Genomic DNA, 18,902 nt, shown 5'->3' with positions numbered 1-18,902 from the left:
GTGACCGTGGAGTCATGACGAGCACGATCGACGGGCGTCCGGCCACCGCCGGAACACTGTCGCGGCGCAGCGGCCCAGCCAGGCCGTGGCTGCGACGAGCCCGGCGGCTGCCCGTCGAGTGGGTCGTCGTCCTCGTGGCGGTCGGCCTGCGCCTGCCGCTGCTGTCACGCCCACCGTCCCCGGACGAGGCAGGTTTCCTCCTCGTCGGAGGGCAGTGGCACAGCGGTGGGACGTCGTTGTACGGCGACTACTGGGTCGACCGGCCGCCCCTGCTGATCACGCTGTTCCGGATCGCAGCCGACGCCGGCGGCCTGGTGCCGCTGCGGATCCTCGGGTGCCTCGCCACGGTGCTGACGATCCTGGGCGTCGCGCACCTCGCCCGCCGACTGGGTGGCCCAGGCGCCGCCGGCTGGGCAGCCCTCGCGGCCGGGGTCCTGCTCGTCAGCCCGCTGACCGGCGCCCAGTCGGTGAACGGCGAGCTGCTGGCCGCGCCGTTCGTGATCTGGGGCATCGTGGCGGCGGTGCACGCCCTTGGTGGAGGACGCCATGCCCGGGTGCTGGCGGCTGCCGCGGGTGCCTCCCTGGTGTGCTCGGTGATGGTCAAGCAGAACTTCGTCGACGTCGTGGTGTTCGCCGCGGCCGCCGGGCTCATCGCCCTGTGGCGGCGAGAGATCACCGCCGCGTGGGCCAGGACCCTGGTCGGCGGGTTCGTCCTCGGCGCCGTCGGTGCGCTGGCCGTCCTGCTGCTCTGGACTGTGGCGAACGGCACCTCGCTCGGCGGCGTCTTCGACGCCATGTTTCCGTTCCGCCTCCAGGCGGGCCGGCTGCTGGCCTCGCCCGCCAACCTCGGATCGCGTGCCCGGTTCGACGCCTTGCTCGTCTCCTGGTCGATGTGCGGCGGCGCCCTCGCCATGCTCGTGACGGCGTGGGCGCTCTGGCGCCGTCGCCTGGGCGGGACCGTCGTCTGGGCACTGGCGGTCACCCTCTGCTTCGAGATCGTGTCGGTCCTGGCCGGCGGCAACTACTGGGACCACTACCTGATCCAGCTGGTCGGCCCCCTTGCCGTGCTGGTCGGCGTCGCCGCTGCCCGCACGGTGGTGTCGGCGCGGGTCGTGCTGGTCGCGTCGGCGATCGTGGGCGTCATCGCCTGGTCGGTGGCCTTCCCCTGGCAGGGCAAGTCGCTCTCCTCGAGCGTCGGGTCGGCCATCGGCGCCGTGTCGGCACCCGACGACACCATTGTCACCATCTACGGCCACTCTGATCTCGACTTCGCCACGGGCCTCTCTTCGCCGTACCCCTACCTGTGGAGCCTGCCGACCAAGCTGCGCGACCCGCAGCTGCAGACGCTCACCGACGTGCTCAGCGGTCCGCAGGCACCGACCTGGTTCGTCACCTGGGCGCGCGTCGGCTCATGGGGCGTGGACAGCAGCAGCGTCTCGCGGGTGCTGGCTGCGCGTTACCACCCGGTGGCCCACCTGCACGGTCGCACCGTTTATCTCCGCAACGGGCTGCGCCGCGTCGCACCTGTGTTCCTGGGGCCCGTCCCCCCGACCCCGCCCATGATCACCACATCCCTCGAGGAGCTGCTGCCATGACGCCCGTCGTCGTGATCCCGACCTACTGCGAAGCCGCCAACGTCACGGCCGTCCTCGACGGAGTGCTCGCGGCCTCGCCCGACTGCGACGTCCTCGTCGTCGACGACAACAGTCCCGACGGCACCGCCGCGCGCGTGCGGTCGCACCCGCAGTTCCGCCTCCGCGTGCACCTGCTCGAGCGCCCGGGCAAGGGCGGTCTCGGAGCGGCGTACCGCGCCGGGTTCGCGTGGGCACTGGAGGCGGGGTACGACGCCGTCGTACAGATGGATGCGGACCTCTCACACCCGCCGGACCGGCTGCCCGCCCTGCTGGAGGCACTGGACATGGCCGACGTGGCGATCGGATCGCGCTACGTCCGTGGGGGAGCGGTCCGCGACTGGCCGCTGCGCCGCCGGCTGATCTCCTGGGCCGGCAACGTCTACGTGCGCCTGGTTCTCGGCCTTCCAGTGCGCGACGCGACGGCCGGGTTCAAGGCCTTTCGCCGCGAGGCTCTGCTGCGCATCGACGTCCTCGACTCGGTGTCGAACGGCTACTGCTTCCAGATCGAGAACACCTGGCGAGCCAGCCGTGCAGGCCTCGCCGTGACCGAGGTCCCGATCACCTTCAGCGACCGTGGCCTGGGGGAGTCGAAGATGAGCTCTGCCATCGTGCGCGAAGCACTGCTGCGGGTGGTGGTGTGGCGCTGGCGCGAGCTGACCGGTGCGACGACCGCGGTTTCCGGTCCGCCGGCGACAGAGCCGGTGGGTCGTCATGATGCGGTTGCCTGACGTCGTACGACGGATCCCGCTGTCTCCCCAGGTGCTCACCTTCCTCGTGGTGGGCGGGGCCGGTTACGTCGTCGACGTCGCGGTCTTCAACCTGCTGCGCTCGACCGCGACCCTCGGCGCGTGGGACCCGTCCGTGGCCCGCATCCTCGCCGTCGCCGCTGCGATGGTCGTGACCTACCTCGGCAACAGCCTGTTCACCTGGCGCGGCGAGAGCTCTGGCAACCGGCGGCGCGAGGTCGGCCTGTTCGTGGTGTTCAACCTGATCGGACTGAGCATCTCGGTGCTCACCCTGACGATCTCGCACGACCTGCTCGGGCTCACCAGCAGGCTTGCTGACAACATCTCTGCCAACGTGGTGGGACTCGCGCTCGGCACGTTGTTCCGCTACTGGTCCTACAAGACCTTCGTGTTCGCGCACACTGGGGCTGGTGGAGCAACGGCCGACGAGTCGACGTTGGTACTGGTGAGCCAATCGAAGGGATCGGGACCCGATGAGACTCGGCAGCACGACTTCCGCACTGATCGTGGTGGCGGCGCTCGCGCTCAGTGGCTGCGGTACGCAGAACGAGCCGGGTTCCTCGAACGGGGGCCGGGTGACCTCGACGAAGGTGGTCGAGGTGCCCGCCGACGCCGAGACCCAGCCGATGCAACACTCGGGTGACTCGGCCGACGACCCCGCCATCTGGGTGAACACCCAGGATCCCGCCAAGTCGCTCGTGATCGGCAACGACAAGCAGGGCGCCCTCGAGACCTACGACCTCGACGGCTCGCTGGTGCAGAGGATCGTGGCGCCCACCAAGTTCTGGGGCAACGTCGACGTCCGGCAGGGCGTCGAGCTGGGCGCCGGCACGGCCGACGTCGTGGCCGCGGCCAATGCCGGAGTCCGCCTGTACCAGGTCGACCCCACCACCCGGCAGCTGTCGCCCATCACAGCGGGCGGTGCGTCGCTCGACACCGCCGGCGGAGAAGGGGTCTGCCTCTACGACCGGCCGGGCGGCCTGCTCTACGTGTTCATGGTCAACATCTCCGGCGACACCCGTCAGTTCGCCCTCGAGGACGACGGCACCGGGCACCTCAGCGCCAAGCAGGTCCGCCACTTCAAGGTCGGCTCGGAGGCGGAGGGCTGCGTGGCCGACGACGCGAATCGCGCGCTCTACATCGACGAGGAGAACGTCGGGACCTGGAAGTACGGCGCCGACGCGGCCGCCGGCGAGCACCGCACCATGGTCGAAGCGGTCAAGCCCAAGGGCCACCAGATCAACGACATCGAGGGGATCACCCTGGTCGACGACGGCGCCGGCAACGGACTCCTGATCGCCTCCTCCCAGGGCGACCAGGAGCACGAGTCCTACTTCAGCATCCTCGACCGCCGGAGCGGCGCCTTCCGCTCGGCCTTCCGCATCGTCGACGGCCCGCAGGCCGACGGCTGCTCGCACACCGACGGCGTCGCAGCAACCTCGCGTTCGTTGGGACCGGACTTCCCCAACGGTGTCTTCATCTGCCAGGACAACGTGAACACCTCTCCGGGCAAGGCAGGCAATCAGGACTTCAAGCTGACCCGGTTGGAGAAGATCCGCCCCTGACGCCCGGCTTTGCTCGGGCTAGACCGCGGCGTTGTGCATCACGCAACCGTTGACACCGCAGAGCCCGACCGCAACGGTCGAGCGACCAGCAGGGGCCCCGCGTCCCTGACCGGGCGACGGGAGCAGCAGATGCGCAGCACCAGGATTCTCGCGATCGGCACGGCGGTGGTCGCCGCGGCGCTCTCCCTGACCGGCATGGCAGCAGGGGCCTCGGCAGGCGGACCGAAGCACGGGCCGCCACCGGCGAAGCGCGTGGTGATCGTGCTGTTCGACCAGATGCTGCCGCAGTACGCCGACCAGTTCCGGATGCCCAACTTCCGCAAGGTTCGCGACGCAGGCGTCTACTACAACAAGGCCTACCTCGGCTACATGGCCTCGGAGACGGTGATCGCGCACAACGTCATCCCGTCGGGCCTGCTGCCGAAGAACATGGGGTACACCGACGAGGCCTACCGCGACCACGGCGACCTGTTCGGCAAGGGCGCCGACCAGATGCACATCACCGGCGACTTCAGCCTGGATGACTTCGCGACCGTCCAGAAGTACCACGGCCAGCCCTACCCAAAGCTGGCGGACTACCTGCACACCGCCAGGCCGGGCACGAAGTTCATCACCGTCGGTGAGAAGTCGTACGCCGTGGAGACGGCCACGGGCGCGAGCGGCGACATCGCCGTGCGCCTCGGGAGCCGGAAGACCGACTACACCACGGCCATCGGTTGCAGCAACCTGGCGATCCCCGGGTTCCCGGACAACAAGGCGTGGCGTGGCCCCACGGGAAAGAACGTCCCGCCCTACCTGCTCGAGCGGGACGCTACCGACCCGACGATCTGTGGCCGCTACTTCATCAACTCCGACTCGGCCAACCACTACGGCACCAAGGACGCTTTCCCGTCCTACCTCTACCCCTCCGACGGCAACCGCTACTGGCCGGGGAACGATCCGAAGCATCTCGGCGGCGACACCTGGGCGGCCGATGCCGCCATCACGATGATGAAGAAGGAGCCCTGGTCGGGCATGTTCATCACGCTGGGGGCCATCGACAAGGCGGCGCACATGTGGGGAGCCCAGGCCGACGTGGCACCCAAGCACTGCTCCACGCTCGCGGAGCGGACCCACGTCAAGTGCGCTGCCGAGAACGCCGACGTCCAGCTCGGCAAGATCCTCGACGAGATCAAGAAGGTCGACCGGGCCAAGGGTGGCAAGACGCTGGTCGTGCTCACGGCCGACCACGGTGCGACGTACGGCAAGAACTTCCTGGGCAAGCAGACGTCCGGCGCAGGCGACAGCAACTGGTACTACGCACCGTCCGACCTCGGGGTCTGGGACGCGGGGTCCCTGCCCACGGCGCCGGACACGGAGACCTACTCCGACCCCTCCGATGCCGTGAAGAACCTCCTCGACGCCGACGGCAACGTGCAGTTCTCCTACCAGTCCACAGCCATCGAGACCTGGCTGAGGGACTACTCGACGGACAAGAAGAAGGCGAAGGCGTCCACCATGCTGGCGATGCCCGGCGTGATCGCGTCGTACTGGCACAACGGCAACCACTTCTCCCTCCGTGGGACCAACTCGATGACCTCCTCGGAGAAGGCGTGGTGGCAGGCGCACGGGCAGGAGATCGTCGACACGATGGCCTCCGACGACGGCCCGGACGTGGTCGGGCTGCTGCACGACAAGACCAGCTACGGCGTGTACGGCGACCACGGTGGCGCCCAGGAGACCGTGCAGCGGGTCCCCATGGTCTTCTGGACACCGGGGATCGACGACCGGTCGACCGGCGAGAAGTTCCGCACGCCCGACGTGCTGCCGACGATCCTGAAGGCCATGGGCATCCAGCAGACCAGCCCGACCGACGGGAAGGCGCACGTGCTCGACGACTGACCTCACGGGTGGCGCACAGCAGACGTTCAGGGTCGGCGGCTATCGTCCTTGCGCTACGCCACCCACCGGAAGGTCCGACCCTTGCTTCGTCGTCTCCACCGCCCTGCGGCCGCCCTCGTCACAGCGCTCCTGCTCGTCCCGGCCCTTGCGGCCTGTGGCAGCAGCAGCTCCGACAAGGACAGCCCGTCCTCCGCGACCGCAGGACTCGACGCGGTCTCCATCAAGGGCGAGGTGGGCAAGAACCTCACGGCGACCTGGCACACGAAGGTCTCCAAGCCGACGTCGACCAAGGTCACCACGCTGGTCAAGGGCACCGGTCCGAAGATCGCCAGCGGTGACACGGTGAGCGCATACCTGTGGATCGGGAACGGCAGCACCAAGAAGGAGGCCTACAGCGACTACGCCAACGGCACTCCCGAGTCGATCCCGAACAACGGACAGCTCGGTGCCGTGCTCGGCAAGCTCTTCGAGGGCGCGACGTACGGCTCCCGGGTGGCGGCCGTGACGACGCCGACCGACCTGCTCGGCACCGCCTCCGGCAGCTCGCAGCTCGGCATCGGCGCGAACGACAACCTCGTGGTGGTCGCCGACCTGGTCAAGAAGGCAGCGGTCTCACCGACGCCCTCCGACGACAAGGCGCACGACGCACCCGCGTCCGAGCTGCCGAAGGTCGTCGAGACGAAGGGCGAGCCCACGGCGCTGGACTGGTCCGGCATCGCCAAGCCGTCGCTGAAGACCCCGGTCCAGCGACTCGTCCTCAAGAAGGGCACCGGGGCGACGGTCAAGGCGTCGGACACCGTCACCGTCAACTACCTCGGCGAGACCTACAAGGCCAAGAGCCCCTTCGAGTCGAGCTTCACCAGCACGCCGTTCACCCAGCCCCTGAGCGGACTCATCCCCGGCTGGAAGATCGGCCTGACCGGCATGAAGGTCGGCAGCCGCGTCCTGCTGCAGATCCCGCCGGCCTACGCGTACGGCGCCCAGGGCAGCGGCGCCAAGATCCCGCCGAACGCGACGCTGTGGTTCGTGATCGACGTGGTGAAGGCCAAGTAGGTCCAGCACCTAGCCCTTGATCCGCTCGCCGTCCGGGTCGAGCAGCGTACGCAGCGCGACCCGGACGGGCCAGCGGGAGCCGTTGACGTCCACCTCGAAGCTGCTGCTGGTCACCCAGTCGCGGTCGACGATCCCGCCCTCGGGGTCCCACACGTAGGCCAGTCCGACGCAGGCGCCGAGGGTCTCGCCCCACGCCGCCGACATCACCTGGCCCGACGGCGTTCCGTCACGCAGCACCAGCTCCCCGCCCCAGAGCATCGGCTCCGCACTCTCCACGACGAAGGAGACGAGGCGACGCCGCGGTCCCTCCGCACGGGCGCGCTCGACGGCCTCACGACCGAGGAACGCGATGTCCGTCTTGAGCTTGCAGGTGAACAGCAGCCCGGCCTCGAGCGGACCGTAGTCGGGGGTGAGCTCGCGACCGAAGGCGCGGTAGCCCTTCTCCAGCCGCATCTGGTCGATCGTGTAGTAGCCGCCGTTGCGGACGCCGAGGTCCGACCCGGCGTCGAACAGGTCCTCGTAGACACCGACGGCGAACTCGACCGGCACGTAGAGCTCCCAGCCCAGCTCGCCGACGTAGGTGATCCGGGTGGCGCGCACCGTCGAGTAGCCCAGGCTGATCTCGCGGCTGGACCCGAACGGGAAGGCTTCGTCGGACAGGTCGGCTCGGGTCAGGCGGGACAGCAGCTCGCGTGACTTCGGACCCATCACCCCGAGGACGGCGTACTGCGAGGTGACGTCGACGAGGGTGGCCCGGCGGTCACCGAGCTGGCGCCGGATGTGGTCCTGGTCGCGCTCGGTGGTGGCGGCACTGCTCACGACGAGGTACTCGTCGGGCGCGACCCGGCTCAGCGTCACGTCGGACTCGTAGGTGCCGCGCGAGTTGAGCAGGCCGGTGTAGACCGTGCGGCCGACCGGCACCGCGACGTCGGCGGTGCAGATCCACTGCAGGGCGGCCTCGGCGTCCGGCCCGATCAGGCGGTACTTCGAGAAGGAGGTCTGGTCGAAGACGGTCACGTTCTCGCGGGTGTTGGCGTGCTCGGCGGAGGTCCAGGGCAGCCAGTTCTGCTTGCCCCAGGAGTACTCGATCTCCGGCTCCTCGCCCGCCGGCGCGAAGAAGTTGGCCCGCTCCCAGCCCATCCTGCTGCCGAAGTTGGCGTTGGCCGCGACCAGGTGGGCGTAGAGGGGCGAGCGACGGAACGGCCGCGCCGTGCGCATCTCGCGGTTGGGCCAGGGGACGGCGTAGTGCAGCCCGAGCACCTCGGCCACCCGGTCGTGCAGCCACTGGTTGTTGCCGTTGAACCGCGCGAAGCGGCGTACGTCGACGCTGGTGAGGTCGAGGGTGGGCTCGCCCTCGACGATCCACTCGGCCAGTGCCCGGCCGGCTCCGCCCGCCGTCGCGATGCCGACGGAGTTGAAGCCGGCACCGACGTAGAACCCGCGGACCTCCGGTGCCTCGCCGAGGATGAACTGGTTGTCCGGGGTGAAGCTCTCGGGTCCGTTGTAGAACTTGCGGATCCCGGTCTCCTCCAGCGCCGGTACCCGGTGCACGGCACTCTCCATCAGCGGCGCGAAGTGCTCCCAGTCCTCATCGAGGAGCTGGAACTCGAAGGGGTGGGGGAGCTGGTCCGGCGAGACCCAGGGCTTGGCGTCCGGCTCGAACCCGCCGACCACGAGGCCACCGACCTCCTCCTTGAAGTAGGTGTAGCCGTCGGGGTCGCGCAGCACCGGCAGGTCGGGATGCACGCCCTCGAACGGGTCGGTGACGACGTAGAAGTGCTCGGCGGAGTGGAGCGGCACGTTGACCCCCGCCAGCGCACCGACCGCCTTGGCCCACTGGCCGGCGCAGTTGACGACGACCTCGGCCTCGACGTCGCCGGCCTCGGTGCGGACGCCGACGACCCGGCCGTCCTCGAGGAGTACGTCGAGCACGCGGGTGTGCTCGACCACCCGTGCTCCGTGTTGCCGGGCGCCTCGGGCCAGGGCACCGGTGAGGTCGGCGGGGTTGGCCTTCCCGTCGCCGGGCAGCCAGATCGCGCCCTGCAGGTCGTCGACCCGCAGGATCGGGACCCGGGCGTGCGCCTCCTCCGGCGTGAGCAGCTCGCACTCGAGGTCGAAGGCAGCCGCCGTCGCCGCCGTACGCCGCAGCTGGGTCATCCGGTCCTCGGTGCGCGCGACCGTCAGGCCGCCGCAGCGCTTGAAGCCGGTCGACAGCCCCACCTCGTCCTCGAGCTGGGAGTAGAGCTCGGTGGAGTACTGCACGATGCGGGTGCCGCTCTGGTTGGCCCGCAGCTGGCCGACCAGCCCGGCCGCGTGCCACGTCGTACCCGACGAGAGCTGGCCCTGCTCCACCAGCAGCACGTCGGTCCAGCCGAGCTTGGTCAGGTGGTAGGCGACGCTGGTGCCGATCACGCCGCCCCCGATGATCACGACCCGGGCGCGGTCGGGGAGTGGGGCCGCCACGTCAGTCGTCCCTCGTCGCCTGCTCGAGCACCTTCTCGAAACCGGGGTCGTCGAACTCGGCGACCGCGCGGTCGTACTTCTCCATCGCCCACTCCCAGAAGTCGAAGTCGATCGTGCTGACGGAGCTCTGGATCGATCCCCAGAGGGTCCAGCCGTACTTGGACATCAGTCCCCAGAGCCTCGCCCGGGCCACTCGATGACGGAGCAGCTCGCCGTCGTACGCCTCCATCAGCTCGTCGAGCTGTTCGTCGGCCAGGTTGGCCTCGCTCCACAGGTTGCCGAGCTCGAAGCAGGGGTCGTTGTTGCCGGCGTACTCGTAGTCGATCAGCCAGATCTTCTGGCCGTCGTCGATGAAGTTGCCGGCCAGCAGGTCGTTGTTGCACGGCACCGTGGCGACGGGCTTGGTGCCGAGCGCCCGCTTGATCTGCTGGGCCTGGTCGGCGAACTCCTCGTAGCGGTCGGGCAGCCGGAACCCGTGCTCGTGGGCGATGGCGAGGTAGCGCGGCTGGATCTCGAACATGTCGAACTCGTTGACGAACCGCGGTCCCTCGTGGAGCTGCCTGCAGGCCGCGGCGACCCGGGTGAGGTGACCCCCGTCGCGCAGGTCGTCGTCGGTGAAGGTGTGGCCCTCGATGAACCCGACGACGAGCAGTCGCGGGTCCTCGACGTACTCGATCACCGGGGCTCCGACCCCCGCCTCCGCCGCGGCCTCCGAGTTGCGTCGCTCGGCATCCCGGTCGATGGCGAGCAGCTCGCTGCCGGCCTGGGCGATGCGTACGACGACCGACCCGTCCTCGGTCGTCACCTTGACGTTAACGTTGGTGAGACCGCCGGAGAGCTCCTCGACCTGGCGCTCGCGTCCGCGCAGGCATGCGACAGCGTCGAGAGCCGCATCGTGGGCGGGATCGTGGGCGGGATCATGGGCCACGAGCACGACCCTAGGGCTTGGTAATACGTTGGAGCCATGAACGAGCGCGAGACCCTGGACAAGGTGCCCACCGGACTCTTCATCGGTGGTGAGTGGCGAGACTCCTCCAACGGTGCGACGACCGACGTCGAGGACCCGGCCACCGGTGAGACCCTGACGACCGTCTCTTCCGCCACGGCGGAGGACGGCAAGGCGGCGCTGGACGCCGCCGTCGCGGCCCAGCACGACTGGGCGGCCACGGCACCGCGCGAGCGGGCCGAGATCCTGCGGTCGGCCTTCGACCTGATCACCGAGCGTGCGGACTACTTCGCCATGCTGATGACGCTCGAGATGGGCAAGCCGCTGGCGCAGTCCAAGGGCGAGGTCACCTACGGCGCGGAGTTCTTCCGCTGGTTCTCCGAGGAGGTCGTCCGCATCGCCGGGCGCTGGGCCACCTCACCGGACGGCAACACCCGGCTGATGACGATGAAGCAGCCGGTCGGCCCGGTCCTGATGATCACGCCGTGGAACTTCCCGCTCGCCATGGGCACCCGCAAGATCGGCCCGGCGATCGCGGCCGGGTGCACGATGGTGGTCAAGCCGGCCCAGCAGACGCCGTTGACGATGCTCGCGTTGGCCGACCTGATGGCCGAGGTCGGTCTGCCGGCCGGCGTCCTCAACGTCATCTCGACCCACGACACCGGCGAGGTGATGGAGCCCCTGATCGGGGACGACCGGCTGCGCAAGCTGACCTTCACCGGCTCGACCCCGATCGGCAAGATGCTGGTCAAGCAGTCGGCCGACCAGCTGCTGCGGGTCTCGATGGAGCTCGGCGGCAACGCGCCGTTCCTGGTCTTCGCCGACGCCGACCTCGACAAGGCCGTCGAGGGCGCGATGCTGGCCAAGATGCGCAACATGGGTGAGGCCTGCACCGCCGCCAACCGGTTCCTGGTCCACGAGTCCGTCGCCGACGAGTTCGCGACCAGGTTCGCCGAGAAGATGGCCGCCGAGAAGGTCGGCCGCGGCACCGAGGACGGCGTCACCGTCGGCCCGCTCATCGACGCCAAGCAGCGCGACAAGGTCGCCGAGCTGGTCGACGACGCCACCAGCCGTGGTGCCTCGGTGGTGACCGGCGGCTCGACCACCGGCGACAAGGGCTACTTCTTCGAGCCCACCGTGCTCACCGACGTCTCGGCCGACGCCGACCTCTTCCGCGAGGAGATCTTCGGACCGGTCGCGCCCATCTCCACCTTCTCCGAGGACGAGAAGGCGATTCAGATGGCCAACGACACCGAGTACGGCCTCGTCGCCTACGCCTTCACCACCGACCTCGGCCGGATGATCCGGGTCAGCGAGGGCCTGGAGTTCGGCATGGTCGGCATCAACCAGGGCATCGTCTCCAACCCGGCCGCCCCCTTCGGCGGCGTCAAGCAGTCCGGCTTCGGCCGCGAGGGCGGCCCCGAGGGCATCGAGGAGTACCTCTCGGTCAAGTACGTCGGCATCGCTCCGTAGTACCGGATAGTCCAGAACGCTCGACCGCTCGGCGGCGTACCGGGAGCGGCTTTTCGTTTTGGACTATGGGCGTTCTTGGACCAGCTGTTACTGCCGGTAGTTCTCCACGGTGCCGACCGGGCGCACCTCGGAGTCGTCGGGCTGGCCGAACTCCCGGCGGGCCTGGCGCTGGCGGAGCAGGTCCCAGCACTGGTCGAGCTGCTCCTCGAGGTGACGGATGCGCTCCGCCTCCCCGCCGCTGTCCCGGAGTCGGTGCTCCTCGTCGACGAGTTCGGTGATCTGCTTCAGGAGGTCACTGTCCGATGCGCTCATGGGAGCCAGCATCTGCCGGGGCCACGGCTCCGCACAAGCCGGTTCACTGGTGGATGTGCTCCATCCAGTCGCGCGGGACCCGGCCACGGGGGCCGGGCACGGTCTCGGCGACGGGTCGCGACGTCGGAGGAGCCAGCTCGGGGCCGTCGAAGGCCTGGCTGGACTCGTAGTCCCAGAACCAGTCCTCGCCCGGCTCGAAGCTGCGGATGATCGGGTGCCCGGTCGCGCGCGCATGAGCCGTCGCGTGCTGCGCGGGCGAGGTGTCGCAACAGCCGACGTGTCCGCAGGTCGCACAGCGCCTGAGGTGGACCCACCAGCCGGCCGGGTCCGCGGCGTCACAGTCCGCGCATCCGGTCCCGCTCGGGGGTACGTCGACATCGATCGCCTCGTGGTCGGTCATCGGGTCTCCTGTTCGTGGGGACTGTCTCGCCGTCGTGCTCCAGTGTCCCCCGGGGAGCGACATCAGGGGAGAATCTGGCTCGTGCACCCCCACCTCGCCGACTCGGACACGACGCCGTGAGCCAGCGCTGGTCGGCCCACGAGCTGATCGACCTCGTGCTCGATCCCGGCTCCTACGAGTCCTGGGACGAGCCGGTCGACATCAGCCGCCACCCGGCCGGCTACCAGGACGAGCTGCGCGCCGCCGCCGAGCGGGCCGGCACCGACGAGTCCGTGATCACCGGCCGTGGGCTGGTGCGCGGCCGCCCGGTGGCGTTCGTGGTCAACGAGTTCTCCTTCCTCGGCGGCTCCATCGGCCGGGCCGCGGGCGAGCGGATCGTTGCCTGCGTACGACGCGCCACCGCCGAGGGACTGCCGCTGCTCGCCACCACCGCCTCGGGGGGCACCCGGATGCAGGAGGGGACTCCCGCCTTCGTCCAGATGGTCGCGATCTCCCGCGCGGTGATGGCGCACCGGGCGGCCGGGCTGCCCTACCTCGTGCACCTGCGCAACCCGACGACCGGCGGCGTCTACGCCTCGTGGGGCTCACTGGGCCACGTGACGGTCTCCGAACCGGGTGCCCTGGTCGGGTTCCTCGGCCCGAAGGTCTACGAGGCGCTCGAGGGCAAGCCGTTCCCCGAGGGGGTGCAGCGGGCCGAGAACCTCGCCGAGAAGGGCGTGATCGACGCCGTCGTCTCGACCGAGGACCTGCCCGTCCTGATCGACAAGACCCTCGCCGTGCTCGTCGACCCGCCCACGGACCCAGTGCTGCCGGTGCGGTCCGACCAGTCCTGGTCGAGCCGGCCGGTCTGGGAGTCTGTGGAGCTGACGCGGTCGGAGTCGCGACTCGGCGTACGCGACGTGTTGAGGTACGGCGCGACCGGGACCCTCGCGCTGAACGGCACCGAGGAGGGCGAGCAGGACGCCGCCGTACTCGTCACGCTGACCAGGCTCGACGGACAGCCGTGCGTCCTGGTCGGCCAGGACCGGGTCCGCCAGACGGCGGAGAAGCCGCTCGGCGCCGCCGCCCTGCGCGAGGCCCGACGCGGCATGCGGCTGGCCGAGGAGCTGGGTCTGCCGCTCGTCACCGTCATCGACACCCCGGGTGCCGAGCTGTCGCAGGCGGCCGAGGAGGGCGCCATCGCCGGCGAGATCGCGCGCTGCATCGCGACCCTCACCACCATGACGGTGCCGACCGTCTCGGTGATCCTCGGCCAGGGCACCGGCGGCGGGGCGCTGGCGCTCCTCCCCGCCCAGGTCGTCATCGCCGCCCAGAATGCCTGGCTCTCACCGCTGCCGCCCGAGGGTGCCAGCGTCATCCGCCACGGCGACCTCGACCACGCCGCCGAGATGGCCGAGGCCCAGGGCATCGGCGCGGCCGCCCTGTTGGAGAGCGGCATCGTGCACCGCGTCGTACCCGAGCTCCCCGACGACGACCCGGAGTCCCTCGCCACCGCCGTCGCCGCCCGGATCGCCCAGGAGCTGCGGAGGATCGGCCAAACCGGATAGTCCCGTGTGTTCGGACCCTTCTGCAGTGCGAAAAGGGGTCCGTTCACTCGGGACTATCGGGCTTCGGGTTCAGCTCACCAACGGCGCGAGGTAGCGGGCGGCGTAGGCGCGGACGGCTTTCTCGTCGGTGACGTCGAGGCCGCCGCGGGGGTTGAGCAGGTAGGTCCACGCGACGCGGAGCATCAGCTCGGCCACCGTGAGCAGCTCGTCGTCCGGCATCGTGGCGCCGGCTCGGCGCAGGGTGTCCGCGACGCGTCCGGCCGAGCCGAGGACCAGCGAGCTGTGCGAGGCGGCGCCGGCGGCGGTGATCAGGTCGGGCTCGCTCTCGGCGAGGCGGGCGAGCAGCGGGATCTCCCGCGTCAGCCGCAGGCCCTGGGTGAAGCACTCGACGACCGCCTCGCGGGGAGGCAGGTCGGCGGCGACCCGGTCGAGCTCGGTCAGGAAGTCGTCGAACTGCTGGAGCAGGACGGCCTCGAGCAGGACGTCCTTGTTGGGGTAGGCGCGGTAGAGCGTGCTGCGACTGACCCCGGCCGCGCGGGCGACGTCCTCGACGTTGGCCCGACGCACGCCGTACTGCTCGAAGACCTGGCGAGCCGCCTCGAGCATCGCGACCGTCACAGTCGTTCCAGCCGCACGGGTACGCCGTCGCGGGGGTACGGCAACGCGGTCAGGTCGATCGGCCACACGTAGTCGTCGGGCACCGACCAGCGGTAGCCGCGCAGCAGCTCGTGCATGATCGCCCGCACCTGCATGCCGGCGAAGTGCATCCCGATGCACTTGTGCACCCCGGCGCCGAAGGGCTCGAAGGCCAGCCGGTGCGAGCGGTCCTCGCGACGGTCGGGCGCGAACCGGTCGGGGTCGAAGCGCGTCGGATCCGGCCACAGCTCGGGCAGGTAGTGGTTCATGTACGGCGACACGGTGACGAACGCGCCGGACGGGATGTGGTAGCCGTCGAGTGAGGTCTCCCGCACCGCGACCCGAGGCAGCGAGGGCACCGGAGAGCACAGCCGCATCGACTCCTTCATCACCCGGTCGAGCACGTCGAGCGCCAGCACGCCGTCGTAGTCCAGATCCCCAGCCGCCATGGACTCGGCCCGCGCCTGCTCCTGCCAGTCGGGGTGCTTGGCGAGGTGGTAGGCCATCGAGCTCAAGGTGATGGTGGTGGTGTCGTGGGCCGCCATCAACAGGAAGATCATGTGGTTGACGATGTCGTCGTCGCTGAACTCGTCACCGTCCTCGCTCTGCGCGCGGCACAGCTGCGCGAACAGGTCGTCGCCGCCGTCGCGTCGCTTGGTCGGCAGGTGCGAGCGGAAGAAGTCCTCGAGGAAGGCCCGCGCCTTGAGCCCGCGGGCCCACGGGCCGCCGGGGATCGGCTTGCGGATGACCGACGTGCCGGCCCGCACCGCCGCGATGAACGCCTTGTTGACCTGCTCCTGCTCCTCGCGGGTGAGGTCGACGCCGACGAAGGTCTCGAGTGCGAGGTCGAGTGTCAGTGCCTTGAACACGTGGTGCATGCGCACCGGCTGTCCGCCGTCAACCCACGCGTCGGAGAGCTGGGCGAGGTTGCGACGGATGTGCGGCGCCATCACCGCGTGGTAGCGGCGCAGTGCGTCGTTGGTGAAGGCGTGCTGCAGGATGCGCCGGTGGTGCAGGTGCTCGTCGAAGTCGAGCAGCATGATGCCGCGGTGGAAGAACGGTCCGATGAAGTGCGACCACGCCGGGCCGTTGGCGAAGGTCCGGTCGCGGTTGACCAGCACCTGCTCGGCCAGGTCGGCGCCGGCGGTGACGTACATCGTCACGCCGAACACCTTGAGCCGGTAGAGCTCGCCGTACGTCTCGCGCAGGAACTCGTTGTGGCTGATCGGGTGGTAGCGCAGCTGCAGCAGGTGGGGCAGGCCGAGCACGGGACCACGCGCCTGCTTCAGTCCAGCCCGGGTGGTGACCGTCATGGCGCCTCCGCTGGCATGTTGAGACAAATCTGTGTCAATGTATCACCGTGACGACGGCCCAGCGCGTTTCCGCCGACAGCGCCGAGGCGCTGCCGCTCGGTCCCGACTCGCTGACCTGGCGCTACTTCGGCGACCACCGGATGGCGCTGCTCGGTCCGCGAGCGGCCGTCCTGCAGAACATGCTCCCGGCGCTCGGCCAGGGCGTGGAGGACCACTCGGTCTGGTTCGCCGAGACGCTGGCGCGACTGCAGCGCAGCATCCCGCCGATCTTCAACACCGTCTACGGCGCCGACCCGGAGACCAGCGGCCACGAGGTCCGTGACTTCCACAGGCCGATCAAGGGCCGGCTGCCCGACGGGTCGCCGTACAGCGCGCTCAACCCGGACACCTACTACTGGGCGCACGCCTGCTTCGTCGAGCACCTGATCACCGCGACCGACACCTTCATCCGCCGGCTCAGCGAGGAGGAGACGGAGCAGATCTTCCGCGAGTCGATCACCTGGTTCGAGCGGTACGGCGTCAGCTCGCGGAGCACGCCGCAGACCTACGCCGAGTTCGTCGACTACTTCGAGCACGCGCTCGAGGAGCGGCTGGTCGCCCACCGCACCGCGTCGTACGGCGTGGGCTACGCGACCAAGGGCTGGCCCCGTCCGCAGCGCGTCCCGGCCGCGATCTGGTGGCTGGTGAGGGGGCCGGTCAACGCGGTCAGCTCGTCCCTGACGATCGGCGGCCTGCCACCGCGCGCCCGCGAGATCCTCGGCCTGCCGTGGGACGAGAAGCGCGAGCAGCGCTACCAGCGGTTCGCCTCGGTCAGCCGCGCGATGAACGGCCTCTACCAGCGGTTGCCGGGTCGTCACCGGATGCACCCGATCCCGCTGCGGGCGTTCGCGCGCGAGGGTCGGCGCGCCTGACGCTAGAGGTTCTCCACCTCGACGTGCTCCGGGTCGTCCGCCGGGGTGTAGCCCCAGACCTGGCCGAGGAAGGACAGCTCGAGCTCGGCCGCCCGGACGATCGACGCGGGCTCGCGGAAGCCGTGGCCCTCGCCGGGGAACATCGCCAGCGCGACCGGCCGGCCGACCGCCTGCAACGCCTCGAACATCACCCGTGCCTGCGAGGGCGGTACGACGCGGTCCTCCTCGCCCTGCAGGAGCAGGAGTGGGCTCGTGATCTGGTCGACGTGGTGGATCGGCGAGCGGGCGTCGTACGTCTCCCGCGCGGCGGGCCAGGGTCCGATGAGCCCGTCGAGGTAGCGCGACTCGAACTTGTGCGTCTCCTTGGCGAGCAGCGACACGTCGGCCACGCCGAACAGGCTGACGCCGGCGCTGAACGTGTCGTGGAAGGCGAGACCGGCGAGGACGACGAACCCGCCGGCCGACCCACCGCGTACGCCGAGACGCGACCCGTCGACCACGCCGGTGTCGGCGAGGTGGCGGGCACCGGCCACGCAGTCCTCGATGTCCGCGACGCCCCAGGTGCCGCGCAGCCGCTCCCGGTAGGCGCGGCCGTAGCCGGTGGACCCGGCGTAGTTCACGTCGAGCACGGCGAGCCCGCGCGAGGTGAAGAAGCTGACCGAGTGTCGCGGCACCGCAACCGCCGCCGAGGTCGGCCCGCCGTGGGCGGTGACGACCAGGGGAGGGAGCTCGCCGTCCGGTGCGTCGGCCGCGGGATGCGTCGGCCGGTAGAGGAAGCCGTAGGCCGTCTCCCCGTCGTGGCCGGGCCAGCTGACCGCCTCCGGCTCGGGCGTGTACGCCGGGTCGGGTGCCGCGCCCCGGGCCTGCACGACCGCCAGCTCGCCGTCGGGCAGTGCGATGGTCACGGTCGCGAAGCCGAGCTCGGTGTGCCCCGCCTCGCAGACGATGCCGCCTGCCCAGGGCGAGAGGGTGCTGGCCGAGACGAGCGGGAGGGCGAGGTCGGTCCTCTGGCCCGGTCGGTCGGGGTCGAGCACGGTCAGTCGTCCCAGACCGTCGACGTGGCGTACGGCGGCCAGGCGGCCGTCCGGCGTACGTGTCATCGACCGCGTGCGCAGCACCCACGAGGGGTTGCCGTACTCGCTGCCCGGGTCGGCCAGGGCCACGGCTTCCCCGGCGCCGGTGAGGTCGACGAGATGAGGCACCGACCAGCCGTCGGGGTCGGAGATGAAGGCGAGCCGGTCACTGTCGACCCACACCGGTTCGACCGCCGTGCAGCCGTCGCCACCGCCGACCCGGCGTACGTCGCCCAGGTCACCCGAGTCGTCGAGGTCGGCGACCCGCACGGACGCCTCGTCCCAGGGCATCGACGGGTGCGACCACTGCACCCAGGCGAGCCGACGGCCGTCGGGGGAGAGCACGGGGTCGATCACGAAGTCCGGCAGACCGGGGTCGCCCGAGTCGTCGGCCGCAGGACGAGGCGTGCTGCGACGTCGTCCGGCGACGACCACGCTCCCGAAGCCAGGTTGGGCGGCGTCGAGGGGGAGGCGGACCAGCTCGTTGACCGGCTCGAGGCCATCCACACGATGGTCCTCGCGCACCGCGAAGCAGACGCCACGGGCGGTGTCGATCTCCATCGCCGACCAACGCACTCCGGCCCCGTCGACGGCAGGGGTCAGCGCCCGCGGCTCCCCGTCGAGCCGCCACAGCTGCTGGGTGGCGAAGTCGACGGCGAGCACGATCCCGTCCCGGACGGTCCAGGCGCCCCCGCCGTACTCCTGCACGCGCGAGCGCACCGACATCCACTCCGGTGAGACGTCGGTGGTGGTGCCGTCCGCGCTCCGGCGGGTGAGGATGACGCGGCCGCCGCTCTCGGGACGCGTCTGCAGGAAGTAGAGGTCGTCGCCGTCGGCGCGTGGGTCCGCGGACACGCCACCGGATGCGACCAGGTCGGTCGGGGAGATGGGGGAGGGCCAGGAACCGTAGGGCAACGCAGCTGTCGGCATGCCTGCATCCTGCATGATG

General features: G+C 70.2%; 16 protein-coding genes. 9 read left to right on the top strand and 7 right to left on the bottom strand.

The window, feature by feature from the left end:
* The first annotated feature begins 14 nt into the window (after positions 1 to 14).
* The 6 genes from H976_RS0104520 (at position 15) to H976_RS24480 (ending at position 6,879) form a co-directional block, all read left to right on the top strand.
* Positions 15 to 1,595, top strand: a complete 1,581-nt coding sequence (locus H976_RS0104520) for a hypothetical protein (RefSeq protein WP_027860578.1) — start codon at positions 15 to 17, stop codon at positions 1,593 to 1,595.
* Entirely contained in the window at positions 1,592 to 2,362 is a 771-nt protein-coding gene (locus H976_RS24490) for a polyprenol monophosphomannose synthase (protein ID WP_081682655.1), read from the top strand. The genes H976_RS0104520 and H976_RS24490 overlap by 4 nt, the downstream gene beginning before the upstream one ends.
* Positions 2,349 to 3,023, top strand: coding sequence for a GtrA family protein (locus H976_RS28500; RefSeq protein ID WP_196803950.1), 675 nt, complete (start codon positions 2,349 to 2,351; stop codon positions 3,021 to 3,023). Before H976_RS24490 ends, H976_RS28500 begins: the two co-directional genes overlap by 14 nt.
* Positions 2,956 to 3,945: a phytase gene (locus H976_RS0104505; RefSeq protein WP_051276166.1), complete on the top strand. Its 990-nt coding sequence runs from the start codon at positions 2,956 to 2,958 to the stop codon at positions 3,943 to 3,945. Before H976_RS28500 ends, H976_RS0104505 begins: the two co-directional genes overlap by 68 nt.
* 129 nt (positions 3,946 to 4,074) lie before the next feature.
* Positions 4,075 to 5,826: a hypothetical protein gene (locus tag H976_RS0104500; RefSeq protein ID WP_027860576.1), complete on the top strand. Its 1,752-nt coding sequence runs from the start codon at positions 4,075 to 4,077 to the stop codon at positions 5,824 to 5,826.
* A gap of 81 nt (positions 5,827 to 5,907) precedes the next feature.
* Positions 5,908 to 6,879: an FKBP-type peptidyl-prolyl cis-trans isomerase gene (locus tag H976_RS24480; protein WP_036224528.1), complete on the top strand. Its 972-nt coding sequence runs from the start codon at positions 5,908 to 5,910 to the stop codon at positions 6,877 to 6,879.
* 9 nt (positions 6,880 to 6,888) lie between these two features.
* On the opposite strand, the gene H976_RS0104490 is transcribed toward H976_RS24480, so the two are convergent.
* Both H976_RS0104490 and H976_RS0104485 read right to left on the bottom strand, forming a co-directional pair.
* Complete coding sequence (locus H976_RS0104490; protein ID WP_027860575.1) at positions 6,889 to 9,342, bottom strand: FAD-dependent oxidoreductase; 2,454 nt, start codon at positions 9,340 to 9,342, stop codon at positions 6,889 to 6,891.
* Between the two features lies 1 nt (position 9,343).
* The gene (locus H976_RS0104485) at positions 9,344 to 10,270 is read right to left on the bottom strand and encodes a choline/ethanolamine kinase family protein (RefSeq protein ID WP_036224694.1); all 927 of its coding nucleotides are present in this window, start codon (positions 10,268 to 10,270) and stop codon (positions 9,344 to 9,346) included.
* 36 nt (positions 10,271 to 10,306) lie between these two features.
* On the opposite strand from H976_RS0104485, the gene H976_RS0104480 reads away from it, so the two are divergent.
* The gene (locus tag H976_RS0104480) at positions 10,307 to 11,761 is read left to right on the top strand and encodes an NAD-dependent succinate-semialdehyde dehydrogenase (protein ID WP_027860573.1); all 1,455 of its coding nucleotides are present in this window, start codon (positions 10,307 to 10,309) and stop codon (positions 11,759 to 11,761) included.
* A gap of 87 nt (positions 11,762 to 11,848) precedes the next feature.
* Here H976_RS0104480 and H976_RS0104475 read toward each other — a convergent pair whose 3' ends face one another.
* Positions 11,849 to 12,073, bottom strand: coding sequence for a DUF2630 family protein (locus H976_RS0104475; RefSeq protein WP_027860572.1), 225 nt, complete (start codon positions 12,071 to 12,073; stop codon positions 11,849 to 11,851).
* Between the two features lie 43 nt (positions 12,074 to 12,116).
* On the bottom strand, positions 12,117 to 12,473 hold the full coding sequence (locus H976_RS0104470; RefSeq protein WP_027860571.1) for a UBP-type zinc finger domain-containing protein: 357 nt from the start codon (positions 12,471 to 12,473) through the stop codon (positions 12,117 to 12,119).
* 116 nt (positions 12,474 to 12,589) lie between these two features.
* Here H976_RS0104470 and H976_RS24475 point away from each other — a divergent pair, with 116 nt between their 5' ends.
* Positions 12,590 to 14,020, top strand: coding sequence for a carboxyl transferase domain-containing protein (locus H976_RS24475; protein ID WP_036224525.1), 1,431 nt, complete (start codon positions 12,590 to 12,592; stop codon positions 14,018 to 14,020).
* A gap of 69 nt (positions 14,021 to 14,089) precedes the next feature.
* On the opposite strand, the gene H976_RS24470 is transcribed toward H976_RS24475, so the two are convergent.
* Together H976_RS24470 and H976_RS0104455 are read right to left on the bottom strand one after the other, a co-directional pair.
* Positions 14,090 to 14,638 carry a TetR/AcrR family transcriptional regulator gene (locus H976_RS24470; RefSeq protein ID WP_155917956.1) on the bottom strand — a complete coding sequence of 183 codons (549 nt, stop codon included), beginning with the start codon at positions 14,636 to 14,638 and terminating at the stop codon, positions 14,090 to 14,092.
* Positions 14,635 to 15,969, bottom strand: coding sequence for a cytochrome P450 (locus H976_RS0104455; protein ID WP_027860570.1), 1,335 nt, complete (start codon positions 15,967 to 15,969; stop codon positions 14,635 to 14,637). Before H976_RS0104455 ends, H976_RS24470 begins: the two co-directional genes overlap by 4 nt.
* Before the next feature lie 47 nt (positions 15,970 to 16,016).
* Here H976_RS0104455 and H976_RS0104450 point away from each other — a divergent pair, with 47 nt between their 5' ends.
* A complete protein-coding gene (locus tag H976_RS0104450; RefSeq protein WP_027860569.1) occupies positions 16,017 to 16,880 on the top strand; it encodes an oxygenase MpaB family protein in 864 nt (287 codons plus the stop codon).
* A 2-nt stretch (positions 16,881 to 16,882) separates the two neighbouring features.
* Here H976_RS0104450 and H976_RS0104445 read toward each other — a convergent pair whose 3' ends face one another.
* A complete protein-coding gene (locus H976_RS0104445; protein ID WP_027860568.1) occupies positions 16,883 to 18,883 on the bottom strand; it encodes a prolyl oligopeptidase family serine peptidase in 2,001 nt (666 codons plus the stop codon).
* Between the last annotated feature and the right edge of the window lie 19 nt (positions 18,884 to 18,902).

It is taken from the genome of Marmoricola sp. URHB0036 (assembly GCF_000426045.1).
In the GTDB taxonomy this organism is placed as follows: Bacteria; Actinomycetota; Actinomycetes; order Propionibacteriales; family Nocardioidaceae; genus Marmoricola.
This window is presented reverse-complemented; position numbering and strand designations above follow the sequence as displayed.